Here is a 14435-nt window from a genome sequence, read left to right on the forward strand (position 1 = left end):
GGGGTCAGTTTCCGTCGACGGAGGCGGAGGAGGCGGAGGAGGCGGCGGCTTCGGCGGCCGCGGTGAGCACCTCGTGGCTGCGGCGCAGGGCGTGCCGGTAGACCTCGATGTGGTTGTACAGCTCCACGCTGACGTGTCCCTCGTAGCCGCCGCGGCGCAGGATGCGGAAGAACTCCACGAAGTCGATGTCGCCGTCGCCGGGTATCTCGTGGTGGTGCGTGCGGCCCTTGATGTCCTCGACCTGGATGACCGGGGTGAGGGGCAGGTGGTGTTCGACGGAGGTGAGGTAGTCCTCCTCCACGACGCGGCAGTGCCCGAGGTCCTGGGCGAGGGCGAAGCGGGGGCTGCTCAGCTCGTGGGCGAGGCCGGCCACGGCGGCGTTGGTCTCCAGGAAAAACTCCGGTTCGGGCTCCATGCACAGGACGACGTCGCTGTCGGTGGTGTCGAGGATCTCGGTGATGCCTTCCACGAGCCAGCGCCGGGCCTGCTCCGGGTCCACCTCGGGCTTGCGCTTGCCCGTGGCGAAGTTGATCAGGTGGATGCCCAGGGTGTCGGCGATCCGTACGGAACGCCTGACGAGGTCGATCCGGCGGGCCCGGCCCGCGGCGTCGGGGTGGATCAGCGACGGCTCGAACCTCTCCTCGCCGAGCAGGTTGTCCGCGCCCGCGGCCAGGCAGCAGGCCTCGATGCCGGTGCGGTCGAGTGCCTTGCGGATGACCGAGGCGTCGGACTCGGTGAAGGTGAACGGGTCGATGTGCGCGGGGTGCAGGGACAGTTCGATGCCGTCGTATCCGGCCTCGGCGACTTCCTCGACGGCCACCTCCACGGTGAGGTTGCGCAGACCGTTGGCGTTGTAGCTCAAGCGGGGCACGGGGAGCTCCTTCACGGATCGGGTCGTCAGCGGTGGGCGACGGCGTGGGTGTGGAAGTCGTGCCAGGTGCTCAGGTCGACCTGCTGGAAGCCCGCGCCGCGCAGCAGGTCCTCCAGCTCCTCCAGGGAGAAGCGCAGGTGCACTTCCTCGGGGCCCGCCCCGTCGGGCTGCCGGGCGTACCAGGCCTCGATCTCCCGGTTGCGGGCGCGGTCGGGGGTCTTGCGGTAGTCCGCGAGGACGACGCGGCCACCGGGTTTGAGGACCCGGTGCATCTCCTTGACCGCCTCGGCCGCGTCCTCGGCCAGTTCGTGCAGGACGTACGTGCACAGCACCAGGTCGGCGCTGGAGCTGGGCGCGTCCAGCGGGGCCAGCGGGCCGACGTGCGTGGTCACGCGTGCGGCGAGGCCCTCCTTCGCGGCACGTTCTTCGAGCACCTTGAGGAGGGGTGCGCTGCCGTCGTGGCAGTGGACGCTCCCGCGCGGGCCGACCGCGCGGGCGGCGGGGATCGTCGCGTACCCCGTGCCCGCCCCGACGTCCAGGACGTGCTCGCCGGGCGCGGTCCTGGCCCGGCGGAGCAGTTCCTGGACCTCGCCGAGGGCCCAGCGCAGCGGTCCGTCGAGGCGGTAGATGGTCTCCTCCACCTCGGGCGTTCGATGCAGTCCGGTCGTCATCAGGCACACCCCTGCTGGTTCATCAGCCACACCCCTGTGGTGTCGGTGGATCACGCCTCGGTCAGGACGCTCTTGAGCAGTGGTTCGGGGACGGGTGTCTCGTAGTCCCCGTCCACGCAGCGCACGGTGCCGATCCTGGGGACCAGGACGAACCGGATCGTGGCGCCGGCGCGGCGTTTGTTGTCGTTGCGGATGACCTCGACGATCTGTTCGGCCGTCAGCTCCCGGGGCAGCCCCGTGACGCTGCCCAGCCGGTCGGCCAGGATGTGTTCCTGGCGGTGCAGCACCTCGGGGTCGCACAGGCCCAGGCGGACCGCGACCCCGGCGGCGGCGCACATGCCGATGCCGACCGCCTCGCCGTGCAACAGCCGTCCCGCGCTGAGGAATTCCACCGCGTGTCCGACGGTGTGGCCGTATTCGAGCATGATGCCCGCGTGCCGCTCCCCCGGGTCGAGGGCGAGGATCGACTGCTTGCTGGACACCACGTCGTGGCAGAAGCCCAGCAGGTCGTCCTGGACGGCGGCCAGGTCCGGGGTGAGCAGCTTCTCCAGCCGCTCGAACCAGGTCGCGTCGTTGACCAGGCCGTTCTTGATCGCCTCGGTGATGGCGCTGCGGTGCTGGCGGACCGGCTCGTGGCGGATGTAGGCGACGTCCGCCCAGATGAACAGCGGCGCGTAGTACATCCCGAACTGGTTCTTGCCGAGAGAGCCGTTGACGGCCTGTTTGTTGCTGAGCGAGCCGTCGGTGAGGTTGAGCATCGTCGTCGGGACCTCGACGTACCGGACGCCCCGGTAGGTGAGTCCCGCGGCGAGACCCACGAGGTTGCTGATCATTCCGCCGCCGACCGCCATCACCAGGGAGTCCTTGGTGACACCGGCGGCGACCAGCCGCTCGCACAGCTCGGTGAGCTGCTGCCAGCCCTTGGCGGCCTCCCCCTCCCGCACGGTCAGTACGTTGACGGCGATGTTCGCGTCGCCGAGGACACGGGCCAGGGCGCCGCCGAACCGGGCGTGCAGGCGGTCACTGGTGACGAGGTAGATCTCGTCGAAGGTGTGCCGGCGCAGATACGCGGGCAGCTGATCGGCGACGGAGTCCCCCAGGTAGTACGGACAGCTGGGGCTCACTCCGCTCGACAGCTCGATGATGGTTCCCCTGGCCACTTCGCTCCTTCGTGGAGAAAAGGTTCGTGGACAAAAGGCGGCTGAGGTCCGTGCCGACCGCTGCTCGGATCAGGCCCCGGTGCCGGTGCTGTGCGCGATGTAGCCCTCCAGGTCAAGGGCGCCGCTGCCGCTCACACAGGCGACGATGGTCTCGGCGCGGCCGGTCCTGCGGGCCTCGATCGCCCGGTCGACCGCGGCCCGCACCGCGTGGCAGGACTCCGGGGCGATGAGCACGCCCTCGTGCCGCAGCATGAGGGCACCCGTCTCGAACGCCTCCGCCTCCTCGTAGGCGACGGCGTCGATCAGGCCCTGACTGCGCAGTACGCCCACCACGGCCGAGCCGCTGTGCTGGCGCAGCCCGCCGACATGGGTCTCGGGCAGTTCGTAGTCCCGGCCCAGCGTGTAGGACTTGGTGAGCGGGGTGACGCACTCGGGGTCCGCGTGGTCGTAGCGCCACTCGCCGCGGGTCAGCCGTGGGGCGGCGGCGGATTCCGCCCCGATCAGTGCCAGCCCGTCGCCGCGCTCGGCCTTGTCCGCCAGGTAGGGGCCCATCAGTCCGCCCAGGTTGCTGCCGCCGCCGACACAGGCGATCAAGGCGTCGGGCGTCCGGCCGAGCGCGGCGAGCTGGGTCTTCACCTCCTGGCCGATGACGGACTGGTGCGCCAGCACGTGCGGCAGGTTGCTGCCCGAGATGTAGCGCGTCTCCGGGTGGTCCTGGGCGTAGCTGATGGCCTCGCCGATGGCGGTGCCGAGGGAGCCCAGCAGGTGCCGGCCGTCGCGCAGCAGTGCCTTGCCGACCTGCGTCCGGTCGCTGGGCGAGGGGTAGACCTCGCCGCCGAGCAGCTTGATGACCGTGTTCCGGCCGGGCTTCTGCCGGGCCGACACCCCGGCCCAGAAGATCACCGCGTGCAGTCCGAACAGCCGGGCCGCCCAGGCCACCGCGTGACCCCACTGACCGGCCCCGGTCTCCGTGACCAGGGTCCGTACGCCCTGCTGTGCGGCGAAGTAGGCCTGCGCGATCGCGGAGTTGAGCTTGAAGCTGCCGGTGGGCAGGACGTCCTCGCGCTTGAGGTAGATCCGGGCGGGCGTACGGAGGTGCTCCTCCAGGGCCCGGGCCCGCAGCAGCGGCGTGGGGCGGCCGATCGCGGCGAGCTCCGCACGGACCCGCTGCGGAATGGGCAGGAACGACTCGGTGGACGCGTCCTGCTGCTGCACCGCTTCCAGCCGGATCCGCCGTTGCAGCGCGAGCCGGGACGGCTGGCCGTCGGTGCCGTCCTGGGCGGGCGGCAACGGGACCGGAAGGTTGGGTACGAGGTTGAACCAGGCTTCGGGCACCTCGTCCACGGTGCTGCCCGGTACGACCGGGGTCGGCCGCCAACCGGCGGCACGGGCCCGGGCATCGGCCGTCGGCCGCCCGCCCCCGGTCATGCCGCGCCCCGGGCCCGCGACGGATGGAACGGCTCCTTGGCGACGGTCATCCAATTCCCCTCTCGGCTCGTCCGGGACACAGCGAGCAGCTTCGTCGCCGGGTGACGGAGGCGGAAGGGAGGACCGGGGACCTTGGCCGCCCGCATCAAAGGAACACCTGAACCGGAATCGACTACTTGACCGAATTGGACAAACGCCATGGACGCGGGCCGCTCCGGCCGCACACCATGGACGCAGGTCGCCAGGTGACCCACGCCACAGACCGCACATGTCGTACCCGTACCAACAGGGAGCCGCCCGGTGTTCTACTACGTGCTCAAATACGTCGTCCTCGGACCGCTGTTGAGGATCCTCTTCCGGCCGCGGATCGAAGGGCTGGAGCACGTTCCCGAGGACGGGGCGGCGATCGTCGCGGGGAACCATCTGTCGTTCTCCGACCACTTCCTGATGCCCGCCGTGCTGAAGCGGCGCATCACCTTCCTCGCCAAGGCCGAGTACTTCACCGGGCCCGGCGTGAAGGGGCGGCTGACCGCGGCGTTCTTCCGCAGCGCGGGGCAGATCCCGGTGGACCGGTCGGGCAAGGAGGCCGGGAAGGCGGCCGTGCGCGAGGGCCTCGGGGTGCTGGGGAAGGGCGAGCTGCTCGGCATCTATCCGGAGGGGACGCGCTCGCACGACGGGCGGCTGTACAAGGGCAAGGTCGGCGTCGCCGTGATGGCCGTCCGGGCGGGGGTTCCCGTGGTGCCGTGCGCGATGGTGGGGACCTTCGAGATCCAGCCGCCGGGACGGAAGATCCCCAAGGTGAAGCGGGTGACGATCCGGTTCGGGGAGCCGCTGGACTTCTCCCGGTACGCCGGGATGGAGGACGAGAAGACCGCGCTGCGGGCCGTCACCGACGAGATCATGTACGCGGTCCTGGCGCTGTCCGGGCAGGAGTACGTGGACCGCTACGCGGCCGACGTGAAGGCCGAACAGGCGGCGCAGGGACGGAAGTTCCCCCGCCTGCGGCGCTGAGTGCACGCGGCCGGGCAAGGGGCAGGGGCGGCCGGTGGGAGAGCACCGGCCGCCCCTGCTGTGCGTAACGGACCGTCGGGTCAGGGTGCCTGACGGGTCGTTACGGCTTGGGGGTCGCGTGCGGGGCGCACGTCGACTCCTTCGGTCCGGCCTTGCCGGTGAGGAGGTAACCCTCGACCCGCGGGTTGATGCACGGGTTGACCAGGTTGGTGACGCCGTGCGAGCCGGCGTCCTTCTCGATGATCAGGCTGGAGCCCTTGAAGCGCTTGTGCAGTTCGACGGCGCCCTGGAAGGGGGTGGCCGCGTCACGCGTGGACTGCACGATCAGCACCGGCGGCAGGCCGCGGCCGGTCTTGACCTGCACCGGGGTCTGCTGCTTGGTGTGCCAGGTGGCGCACGGCAGGTTCATCCAGGCGTTGGACCAGGTCAGGAACGGGTACTTCTGGTGCAGCCGGGTGTTGTCCCGGTCCCACTTCTGCCAGCTGGTGGGCCACTTGGCGTCGGCGCACTCCACGGCCGTGTAGACCGCGTTGCCGTTCTCGGTGGCGATGTTGCCCTGGATGTCGGTCAGGTCGGGCGAGGCCGCCTCGATGACCGGCTTCGGGTCGCCCGCGGCGTACGCGCTGAGCGCCTTGGCGACCGGCACCCACGAGGAGTCGTAGTACGGGGCGCCCTGGAAGAAGGCGATCAGCTCGGCCGGTCCGACGACTCCGCCGAGCGGCTTCTTCTTGGCGTCCGCACGCAGCTTCAGCCACTGGGCCTCGATCTGCGCCCGGGTGGTGCCCAGGTGGAAGGTCGCATCGTTCTTGGCGACCCAGTCCTGCCAGTCGTTCCAGCGGGTCTGGAAGGCGACGTCCTGGCCCAGGTTGGCCTCGTACCAGATGTTGTCGCGCGAGGGGTCGACGACGCTGTCGACGACCATGCGGCGCACGTGCGACGGGAAGAGCGTGCCGTAGACCGCGCCCAGGTAGGTGCCGTAGGAGACGCCCACGTAGTTGAGCTTCTTGTCACCGAGTGCGGCCCGGATGACGTCCAGGTCGCGGGCGGTGTTCGGCGTGGTCATGTGCGGCAGCATCCAGCCGCTCTTCTCGGCGCAGCCGTCCGCGTACTCGGCGGCGAGCTTGCGCTGGGCGCGCTTGTCGGCCTCGCTGTCGGGCACCGGGTCGGCCTTCGGCGCCTTGACGTACTCCTGCGGGTCGACGCAGGAGATCGGGGTCGAGTGGCCGACGCCGCGCGGGTCGAAGCCCACGAAGTCGTACGCCTTGGCCGCGCCCGCCCAGATCGCGTTCTTGCCGGTGACCCGGGTCGGGAAGCGCATGCCCGAACCGCCGGGGCCGCCCGGGTTGTACACCAGGGAGCCCTGGCGGTCCTGCTTGGAGCCGGTGTTGCCGATGCGGTCGACGGACAGCGTGATCTGCTTGCCGTACGGCTTGCTGTAGTCCAGCGGGACGGTGACGGTACCGCACTGGATGGGCTTGGCCAGGCCCCAGTCGGCCGGGCAGTCCTTCCAGTCGATGCCCTGTCGGGCGGCCCGGTCGGCGGCCACCTTCGCGCCGTACGCCTCGGCCCCTCCCCGGCCCTGGAGGCTGCTGGAGCCCTTGTTCTGCTGTCCTGCGTCGGCGCTGGCGGCCGGTGCCGCCATGGCCCCGGCTATGAGTGTGCCCGCGAGCAGGGTGCCGGCTGAGCCGAGCACGGCGGTGCGTCGCACGTGGGACCTCCCCCTCAGAGTTACGGGGGCCCTGAACTGGGCCCCGGCGGCATCCTTGCGGTTGCAGGGACACCGGGACCAGACCGTACGTGTGTTTCTTTACCGAACCAATAGCCGGTACCGGAAGTCCGCTCAGCGGTACCGGGAAAATCTCCGCACAAGATCCTTTGGGTGGTCTCATGCATGAACCTGTCATCACGGGTTAGCCGGATGTCCTCAACACACCTTCACGACAGGGGAGTTCAGATGGCTACCGGCATGAGCGGCACACGGTCAGGAACTAACGGGCTGGCGGTCGCCGGTCTGGTCTGCGGAATCGTCGGCATCTTCTTGCTCAACTACATCCTCGGCCCGCTCGCCATCGTCTTTGGCGCCATCGGGCTCAAGCGGCCCGGCAACAGCGGCATGGCCAAGGCGGCCATCATTCTCGGCGTCGTCGACATCATCCTCTACGTCGTGCTCCTGCTCGCCCTCAGCAACGGCGGCTTCAGCTGGCATCTTGGCGGCTGACCCGCCCCCGTCCACCGCCTCGGCCAACGCCGCGTCGAGGATCAGGCGCAGCGCCCTGGCATCCCGGGCCACCGCCGTCACCAGCACCACCCCGCCCCCCAGCGGGGTAAGAACCGCGGTCTCGCCGAGCAGGCGGGGCCGCGGTTCGCCCTGTGCGGACTCCTCTCGTACGACCAGGAGCTGGCCCACCGCCCGGTGGCCGCCCAGCACCGCGCCGCCGTCCCAGCCGCCGGGCGCGCCCGGACCGTACGCCAGTTCCTGGTCGAGGAGCGGGCGTCCGGCGCGGCGCACGGTGAGGCGGGTGAAGAGGGTGCCGGTCTCCTCGCCGTGGCGGCCCAGGACCTGTTCCTCGCGCAGGACGAGGCGGGCGGTGGGGGCGAGGTCGACGGTGGTGGTCATGCGCAGGTCGCTGCCGTGGGCGGAGATGAGCTGCTCGGGCAGCCAGTTCAGCTCCGCGTCCTGACCCACCGTCAGGCGGACGTCGTACGTCGCCTGTCGGGGGATGCGGCCGGGCAGGGCGACGGTGGCGGCCGCCGCGTCGACGGTCAGCCGTGCGCCGTCCCGCACCTCGGCCTCGATCGCGAGCCGGTCGCCGCCGAGCGGTGCGCTCATCGCGCCGACGACGGTGACCCGGCTGTGCTCGGGTCCGTACGCCGATCTCGTACGACGCAGGGCGAGCGGCCCGTCGCCGTCCAGGACGGGAAGCGTGCCGCCCGGGGCGGCGACGATGCGCGCGGTGGCGGTGATGCTCATACGGAGGTGGCTGCTGCTGCGGCGGGCGCGGTCCAGGCGGCGAGCTGGGCGCGCACCCAGTCGGCGACCGGCTTGACCTTGTCACCGGTGGTCAACGAGGTGAAGGCGACCGGGAGTTCGCCGCGCTGCTCCTTCGCGTCGCGGGCCATGCGCTCCAGGTCGGAGCCGACATAAGGGGCGAGGTCCGTCTTGTTGATGACGAGGAGGTCGGCGGTGGTGACGCCGGGGCCGCCCTTGCGGGGGATGTCGTCGCCGCCCGCGACGTCGATGACGAAGATCTGGGCGTCGACGAGGCCCTTGGAGAAGGTGGCGGTGAGGTTGTCGCCGCCGGACTCGACGAGGATCAGGTCGAGCGGCCCGACCGCTTCCTCCAGGTCCTCCACCGCTTCCAGGTTCGCGGAGATGTCGTCGCGGATGGCGGTGTGCGGGCAGGCGCCGGTCTCCACGGCCTGGATGCGCTCGGGCGGCAACACGGCCTGGCGGAGCAGGAATTCGGCGTCCTCGCGGGTGTAGATGTCGTTGGTCACGACGGCGAGGGAGAGGGTGTCGCGCAGTTCGCGGCAGAGGGCTGCGACGGTGGCGGTCTTGCCGGAGCCGACCGGCCCGCCGAGTCCGATGCGCAGGGCGCGGCGGGTGCCGTCGGGGCGGTGGGCGTCGGCGCTGACGGCGGTGGCGTGGGGACCGTGGTCGAGGTGCATGGTGCGGGCTCCTTGGAGTGCGGGTGTGGGTCTAGGAGGCGAAGAGGCGTACGGGCCAGGCCGCGTGGGCCTCCGCCGTGATGTCGAGGAGCGGGGCGGAGGCGGCGGGCAGGGCGTCGATGCCCCGGCGGGCGGCGTGGGCCGCGCGCTCGGCGACCTGGTCCATCTCGGGCGCGAGCCGGGCGAGGACGCCGGTGGCCTGGAACGGGTCGAGGCTCAGCAGCCGTACGACCGCGGTCGCGGGCCCGCTGACGCACTCGTACACGGCACAGTGCGCGGCGTCCTCGGGGCCGAGCCCGGCGGCCCGGGCGGCGAGCCCGAGCACGACGGGCTGGTGGGCCCCGCGCGGCCGGGCGGCGGCGAGCGCGTCGAGCTCCGGGGACGGCCAGGTGGTCCGCGCGGCACGCATCATCTGCCGCCCCAGCTTGCGGGCGGTGGCCCGCAGGGCGGGCGAGGGCGTGCGGGCGTCGGCGGCAGCGTCGAGTTCCAGGGGGTCGAGTCCGTGCGCGGCCGCTGCGGCGAGCGCGGCGGCGGTCAGTCCCGCGGTGTGCAGCCGCCCCCGGCAGAACGCGGCGAGGTCCCGGTGGTCCCTGATCCGCCCCGCCTTGACGGCAGCCTCCGCTCCCCCGGAGTGCGCGTGCCCCCCGGCGGGGAACCGCCCGTCGGCGAGGACGAGCAGGGCGGCACGCGAACCGGCGGAACGGCGCGGCACCGGGGGTTCGAGGGTGGCGCCGGGCGTCCCGGCCCGGTGATCGGTCGCGCCGGGCACCTCTCCGTGGCCCGCGGGCGACCCGACACGGTCGGCCGGGGGCCGGACCTCCCCTGCGGCAGAAGCCTCCGGGCCGGCACCGCCGGCCGTCGCGGCCGACAGCCCAACAGGGCCGTCGGCCACACCGGGCGAACCAGGACGGTCGGCCCGGGAGCCGACCTCGCCTGTGGCAGGCGGCACCGCGACAGCGCCGCCCGCCGTCCCGGGCAACAACCCGGCAAGGTCAGCAGTCACACCGGGCGGACCGGCAGGGGCGGCCGACGGTCCAGCAAGGCAGGCCGGGGGCCGTGTCCCGGGTGCGGCGGGTGACCTCGGGGCAGCATTGCCCGCCGTCGCGGACGGTGCGGCACCGCCCGTGGTGGCCGCCGCCGACCGCGCCCCGGTCTCGGGCCGGGCAGCCCCGGGGGCACCCTGGTCGAACCCTGTCGCGGGTGTCGCGCCGACCGGCGCGGCCGGTATGCCGAGCTTCGCTGCTTCTGGGTGCGGGCCGACGCCCGTAGCGGTCGACGACGTCGGGTTCGTACCCGCACCCCGGGACCGGGCGCCCCCGGCAGTCGGTCGTGCGACCGCAGCCAGCCGGTCCGCCAGGGGCACCAGACGTACGGCACCCCCCGGCCGCCCCGACGGCGGCTTGCTCGGCAGCGGGCGCCTGCCTCCGGGGCGTACCGGAGAAGGCCCCGCCGCCGACGCCTCGCGGACCCCCGCAGCATCCGGGGTGCCGGACACCGCGGGGGAGGTGGGTCCGGCAGCATCCGGGGCACCCGCCCCGACGGGGTCGGGCGCCGCGGTCCGGCCCCGTGACGTACCTGCCTCGGCAAGCGAGTCGTAGTCCATGGTTCGAGCTCTCAGAAGAGGAAGTAGCGCTGGGCCATGGGCAGTTCGGCGGCCGGGGCGGGTTCGACCGGGTCGCCGTCGATGGTCACCGTGAAGGTGTCCGCGTCGACCTCCACCCGGGGCATCGCGTCGTTCTCCCGCATGTCCGCCTTGGTGACACCGCGCGTGCTGGTGATCGGCGCGAAGGCCTTGCGGATGCCGTAGCGCTCGCCGAGCCGTTCGGCGATGTTGTCCTCGATCGCCGCCTCGGCCACGAAGTTGAAGGAGTTGGCGGCGGGGGCCAGCCCGACCGCCCCGTACATCGGGCGGGGCAGGATCGGCTGCGGGGTGGGGATGGAGGCGTTGGCGTCGCCCATCTGCGCGTACGCGATCTGGCCGCCCTTGATGACCAGGAGGGGCTTCACGCCGAAGAAGGCGGGCTCCCACAGGACCAGGTCCGCGAGCTTGCCGGACTCGACGGAGCCGATCTCGTGGCCGAGACCCTGCGCGACGGCGGGGTTGATCGTGTACTTGGCGACGTAGCGGCGGGCCCGGTGGTTGTCCGCGCGTCCGTCGCCGGGGAGGGCGCCGCGGCGCTTCTTCATGACGTGGGCGGTCTGCCAGGTGCGCAGGATCACCTCGCCGACGCGGCCCATGGCCTGGGAGTCGGAGGAGATGATCGAGATCGCGCCGAGGTCGTGGAGGATGTCCTCCGCCGCGATGGTGGAGGGGCGGATGCGGGACTCGGCGAAGGCCAGGTCCTCGGGGACCGCCGGGTTGAGGTGGTGGCAGACCATCAGCATGTCGAGGTGTTCGTCGAGCGTGTTGAGGGTGTGCGGGCGGGTGGGGTTGGTGGAGCTGGGCAGGACGTGCGGTTCGGAGACGACGGTGATGATGTCGGGTGCGTGGCCGCCGCCCGCGCCCTCCGTGTGGTAGGCGTGGATGGTGCGGCCCGCGATGGCGGCGAGGGTGTCGCCGACGAACCCGGCCTCGTTCAACGTGTCGGTGTGGATGGCGAGCTGGGCGCCGGTCTCGTCGCAGACGGAGAGGCAGGCGTCGATGACGGCGGGGGTCGCGCCCCAGTCCTCGTGGATCTTGAAGCCGAGTGCGCCGCCGCGGAGTTGGGCGTGCATGGCCTCGCGGGACATCGTGTTGCCCTTGCCGAGCAGGCCGATGTTGACGGGGTAGTGCTCCAGCGCGGCGAACATCCGGGCCAGGTGCCAGCTGCCGGGCGTGACCGTGGTCGCCTTGGAGCCCTCGGCGGGTCCGGTGCCGCCGCCGACGAGGGTGGTGATGCCGGAGGTGAGGGCCTGGTCGACGACGGTCGGCGAGATGAAGTGGACGTGGGCGTCGATGGCCCCCGCGGTGACGATGCGGCCGTTGCCCGCGATGATCTCGGTCTCGGGGCCGATGACCAGGTCGGGGTGGACGCCGTCCATGGTGTCGGGGTTTCCGGCCTTGCCGATGCCGGTGATGCGGCCGTCGCGGATGCCGACGTCGGCCTTGACGATGCCCCAGTGGTCGAGGATGACGACACCGGTGATGACGGTGTCGGGCGCGCCCTCGGCGCGGGTGGTGCGGGCCTGGCCCATCGACTCGCGGATGACCTTGCCGCCGCCGAACACCGCCTCGTCGCCCGCGAGTCCGGGCCCGCCGGAGCGGTCCTCCTCGATCTCGACGAGCAGGTCGGTGTCGGCGAGGCGGATGCGGTCGCCGGTGGTGGGGCCGAACAGGTCGGCGTAGACCGCCCGGGAGATCCCCGGGTGGGTCGAGCCCGAATGCGTACGGTCGGACCCTGCGTGCGTACGGTCAGACATCGAGGGCACCGCCGATCTCCCCACGCAGCCCGGCGACGACGCGCCGTCCGCCCAGGGGTACGAGTTCCACGTCGACGGGGACGCCGGGCTCGAAGCGCACGGCCGTCCCGGCGGCGATGTTCAGCCGCCGGCCGCGGGCGGCGGCGCGGTCGAAGTCGAGGCCCGGGTTGGCCTCGGCGAAGTGGTAGTGGGAGCCGACCTGCACGGGCCGGTCGGCCGCGTTGAGGACGGTGAGGCGGGTGACGGGGCGGCCCTCGTTGAAGAGGACGGGCCCGTCGCCGTAGAGGATCTCGCCGGGGACGACCGGCTTCGGTGCGGGGGTCACTGGATCGGCTCGTGCACGGTGACCAGCTTGGTGCCGTCCGGGAAGGTGGCCTCGACCTGGACGTCGTGGATCATCTCGGGGATGCCGTCCATGACCTCGTCGCGGTGCAGCACCTTGCGTCCGGAGGACATCAGCTGGGCGACGGTGTGGCCGTCGCGGGCACCTTCGAGGATGTGCGAGGTGATGAGGGCGACGGCCTCGGGGTGATTGAGCTTCACCCCGCGCACCCGGCGCTTCTCGGCCACGTCGGCGGCCACATGGATGAGCAGGCGCTCCTGCTCGTGCGGGGACAGCTGCACGCTTCCCACCTCCTGGTTGTCAAACACCCTGCGCATGAACGGGGCGGAGGGACCAGAAAGTTGCACAGGGCACCCGCCTCGGCGCAGCGGGACCATATCCGACTTCAACACTCTGTTGAGGCTTCAATCCCGGCCACCCGGCCAGGAATTGCACGTTAGAGCCCGAGTTTTTCCAACGCGTTAACTGATGCTTTGCCAGCGCATGATCAACCGGGGCCTTCCGGTCAGCGCGGCTCCTCGCCCCGGTGTTCGGCCGCGATGCCGAAGCGGTGGCGTTCGCCGGGAGCGGACAGCGAGGTGCCGAACGCCGAGACCGAGCTGATCACCTGCTCCTCGACCACGGGCTCCGGCTCCGCCTCCAGTCGCTCCAGGTCAGCGGCGGATACGAGCGCGACGAGCGGCTTCCCGTGGCGCGTCACGACCACCCGCTCCCCGCCGTACACGACGCGGTTGATCAGGTCGGCGAGCTCGGCCCGGGCTTGCGTCACCGGAATCTCGTAGGTCATGCTCCCCATCGTACTGAACGTACGTCCTGTACATTTTTTACAGAGACAGGCGCACGCCGCACTTCAGCCGAAAGAGAGCGCGCCATGAACCGTTTCGCCCTGACCCCTGCGCACCCGGCCCGGCCGTCCGCCCGGTACGTCCTGCCGTCCTTCACCGAGCGCACCAGCACGGGGACGCAGACCCTCGACCCGTACTCGAAGATGCTCGGCGAGCGGATCGTCTTCCTGGGCACGCCCGTTGACGACGCCGCGGCCAACGACATCGCCGCCCAGTTCATGTACCTGGAGCACGACGCCCCGGACCGGGACATCTCGCTCTACATCAACTCCCCCGGCGGCTCGTACACCGCGATGTCGGCGATCTACGACACGATCCAGTTCGTGACCTGCGACGTCGAGACGATCTGCCTGGGGCAGGCGCTGGACGCCGCGGCCGTGCTGCTCGCGGCGGGCACGCCCGGCAAGCGGTGCGCCCTGCCCGGGGCGCGGATCACCCTCAGCCAGCCCGCACTGGACGAGCCCGCCCAGGGACAGCCCTCCGACCTGGAGATCCACGCGGCGGAGCTGGTACGGCTGCGGGCGATGACCGCCGGGATGCTGGCCCGGCACACGGGACGTACCGCCGAGCAGGTCGAGGCGGACTTCGACCGCACGAAGGTGCTCGACGCGACGGCGGCGCAGGAGTACGGACTGGTCGACCGGATCATCGCGAGCCGCCGGGCTGCGATGACCTCCACCGAGCGGTGAGCGGGGCATGCTGCCGCCCGAACTGCCGCCGCTGCCCGCACTGACCCGCGCCGAGTGCGAGGTGGTGGACGCCTATCTGGAGGTCGTGGACCTGCTCGGCCGCATCAACCCGGCCCGCTCGACCGACACTTACGGCGCGCTGCGCGCCGCACAGGCCCTCGTCGGGCGGGCCGCCGCACTGCGCGAGGCACTCACCCTCATGCATGACAGGGGAGAGAGCGGACTGCACCCGGGGACACTGGGGCGGGCGCTGCGCGTCCTGGACGGGGAACGGCGGGCGAAACGGCTCACCGTGCCGCCGGAGCACGCGAGTTGATCACCGGCGGGCGTGCGGGAGGGAGCGCGCAGC

General features: G+C 71.7%; 15 protein-coding genes and 1 pseudogene. 4 read left to right on the forward strand and 12 right to left on the reverse strand.

Annotated elements, in window-relative coordinates:
• Nucleotides 1-4: 4 nt before the first annotated feature.
• The 4 genes from ACIO3O_RS33430 to ACIO3O_RS33445 form a co-directional block, all read right to left on the reverse strand.
• Nucleotides 5-871: a sugar phosphate isomerase/epimerase family protein gene (locus ACIO3O_RS33430; protein ID WP_401752466.1), complete on the reverse strand. Its 867-nt coding sequence runs from the start codon at nt 869-871 to the stop codon at nt 5-7.
• Between the two features lie 26 nt (nt 872-897).
• Nucleotides 898-1542, reverse strand: a complete 645-nt coding sequence (locus ACIO3O_RS33435; RefSeq protein WP_401752468.1) for a class I SAM-dependent methyltransferase — start codon at nt 1540-1542, stop codon at nt 898-900.
• Nucleotides 1543-1592: 50 nt separating this feature from the next.
• A complete protein-coding gene (locus tag ACIO3O_RS33440) occupies nt 1593-2702 on the reverse strand; it encodes a 2-deoxy-scyllo-inosose synthase (protein WP_401752470.1) in 1110 nt (369 codons plus the stop codon).
• A gap of 69 nt (nt 2703-2771) precedes the next feature.
• Entirely contained in the window at nt 2772-4130 is a 1359-nt protein-coding gene (locus ACIO3O_RS33445) for a TrpB-like pyridoxal phosphate-dependent enzyme (protein WP_401752471.1), read from the reverse strand.
• 300 nt (nt 4131-4430) lie between these two features.
• Here ACIO3O_RS33445 and ACIO3O_RS33450 point away from each other — a divergent pair, with 300 nt between their 5' ends.
• Nucleotides 4431-5141, forward strand: a complete 711-nt coding sequence (locus tag ACIO3O_RS33450) for a lysophospholipid acyltransferase family protein (protein ID WP_401752473.1) — start codon at nt 4431-4433, stop codon at nt 5139-5141.
• Nucleotides 5142-5241: 100 nt separating this feature from the next.
• On the opposite strand, the gene ACIO3O_RS33455 is transcribed toward ACIO3O_RS33450, so the two are convergent.
• Nucleotides 5242-6849: an alpha/beta hydrolase gene (locus ACIO3O_RS33455; protein ID WP_401752475.1), complete on the reverse strand. Its 1608-nt coding sequence runs from the start codon at nt 6847-6849 to the stop codon at nt 5242-5244.
• Nucleotides 6850-7107: 258 nt separating this feature from the next.
• Here ACIO3O_RS33455 and ACIO3O_RS33460 point away from each other — a divergent pair, with 258 nt between their 5' ends.
• Nucleotides 7108-7359 carry a DUF4190 domain-containing protein gene (locus ACIO3O_RS33460; RefSeq protein ID WP_401752666.1) on the forward strand — a complete coding sequence of 84 codons (252 nt, stop codon included), beginning with the start codon at nt 7108-7110 and terminating at the stop codon, nt 7357-7359.
• Nucleotides 7360-7365: 6 nt separating this feature from the next.
• Here ACIO3O_RS33460 and ACIO3O_RS33465 read toward each other — a convergent pair.
• From ACIO3O_RS33465 to ACIO3O_RS33495, 7 genes and pseudogenes are all read right to left on the reverse strand, one after another.
• Nucleotides 7366-8112: pseudogene (locus ACIO3O_RS33465) on the reverse strand (urease accessory protein UreD); the annotation flags it as partial.
• The gene (gene ureG / locus ACIO3O_RS33470; RefSeq protein WP_401752477.1) at nt 8109-8810 is read right to left on the reverse strand and encodes an urease accessory protein UreG; all 702 of its coding nucleotides are present in this window, start codon (nt 8808-8810) and stop codon (nt 8109-8111) included. The gene ureG and the pseudogene ACIO3O_RS33465, both read right to left, overlap by 4 nt.
• A gap of 31 nt (nt 8811-8841) precedes the next feature.
• Nucleotides 8842-9522 carry an urease accessory protein UreF gene (locus ACIO3O_RS33475; protein ID WP_401752667.1) on the reverse strand — a complete coding sequence of 227 codons (681 nt, stop codon included), beginning with the start codon at nt 9520-9522 and terminating at the stop codon, nt 8842-8844.
• A gap of 902 nt (nt 9523-10424) precedes the next feature.
• Complete coding sequence (locus ACIO3O_RS33480; protein WP_401752479.1) at nt 10425-12209, reverse strand: urease subunit alpha; 1785 nt, start codon at nt 12207-12209, stop codon at nt 10425-10427.
• Entirely contained in the window at nt 12202-12534 is a 333-nt protein-coding gene (locus ACIO3O_RS33485) for an urease subunit beta (RefSeq protein ID WP_401752481.1), read from the reverse strand. The genes ACIO3O_RS33480 and ACIO3O_RS33485 overlap by 8 nt, the downstream gene beginning before the upstream one ends.
• Nucleotides 12531-12833: an urease subunit gamma gene (locus tag ACIO3O_RS33490; RefSeq protein ID WP_401752482.1), complete on the reverse strand. Its 303-nt coding sequence runs from the start codon at nt 12831-12833 to the stop codon at nt 12531-12533. Before ACIO3O_RS33490 ends, ACIO3O_RS33485 begins: the two co-directional genes overlap by 4 nt.
• 224 nt (nt 12834-13057) lie before the next feature.
• The gene (locus tag ACIO3O_RS33495; protein WP_401752484.1) at nt 13058-13339 is read right to left on the reverse strand and encodes a type II toxin-antitoxin system Phd/YefM family antitoxin; all 282 of its coding nucleotides are present in this window, start codon (nt 13337-13339) and stop codon (nt 13058-13060) included.
• A gap of 84 nt (nt 13340-13423) precedes the next feature.
• Here ACIO3O_RS33495 and ACIO3O_RS33500 point away from each other — a divergent pair, with 84 nt between their 5' ends.
• Nucleotides 13424-14086 carry an ATP-dependent Clp protease proteolytic subunit gene (locus ACIO3O_RS33500; protein WP_401752485.1) on the forward strand — a complete coding sequence of 221 codons (663 nt, stop codon included), beginning with the start codon at nt 13424-13426 and terminating at the stop codon, nt 14084-14086.
• A gap of 7 nt (nt 14087-14093) precedes the next feature.
• On the forward strand, nt 14094-14402 hold the full coding sequence (locus tag ACIO3O_RS33505; RefSeq protein ID WP_401752487.1) for a hypothetical protein: 309 nt from the start codon (nt 14094-14096) through the stop codon (nt 14400-14402).
• The last annotated feature ends 33 nt before the right edge of the window (nt 14403-14435 follow it).

The sequence above is a fragment of the Streptomyces sp. NPDC087440 genome, assembly GCF_044744005.1.
Taxonomy (GTDB): domain Bacteria; phylum Actinomycetota; class Actinomycetes; order Streptomycetales; family Streptomycetaceae; genus Streptomyces.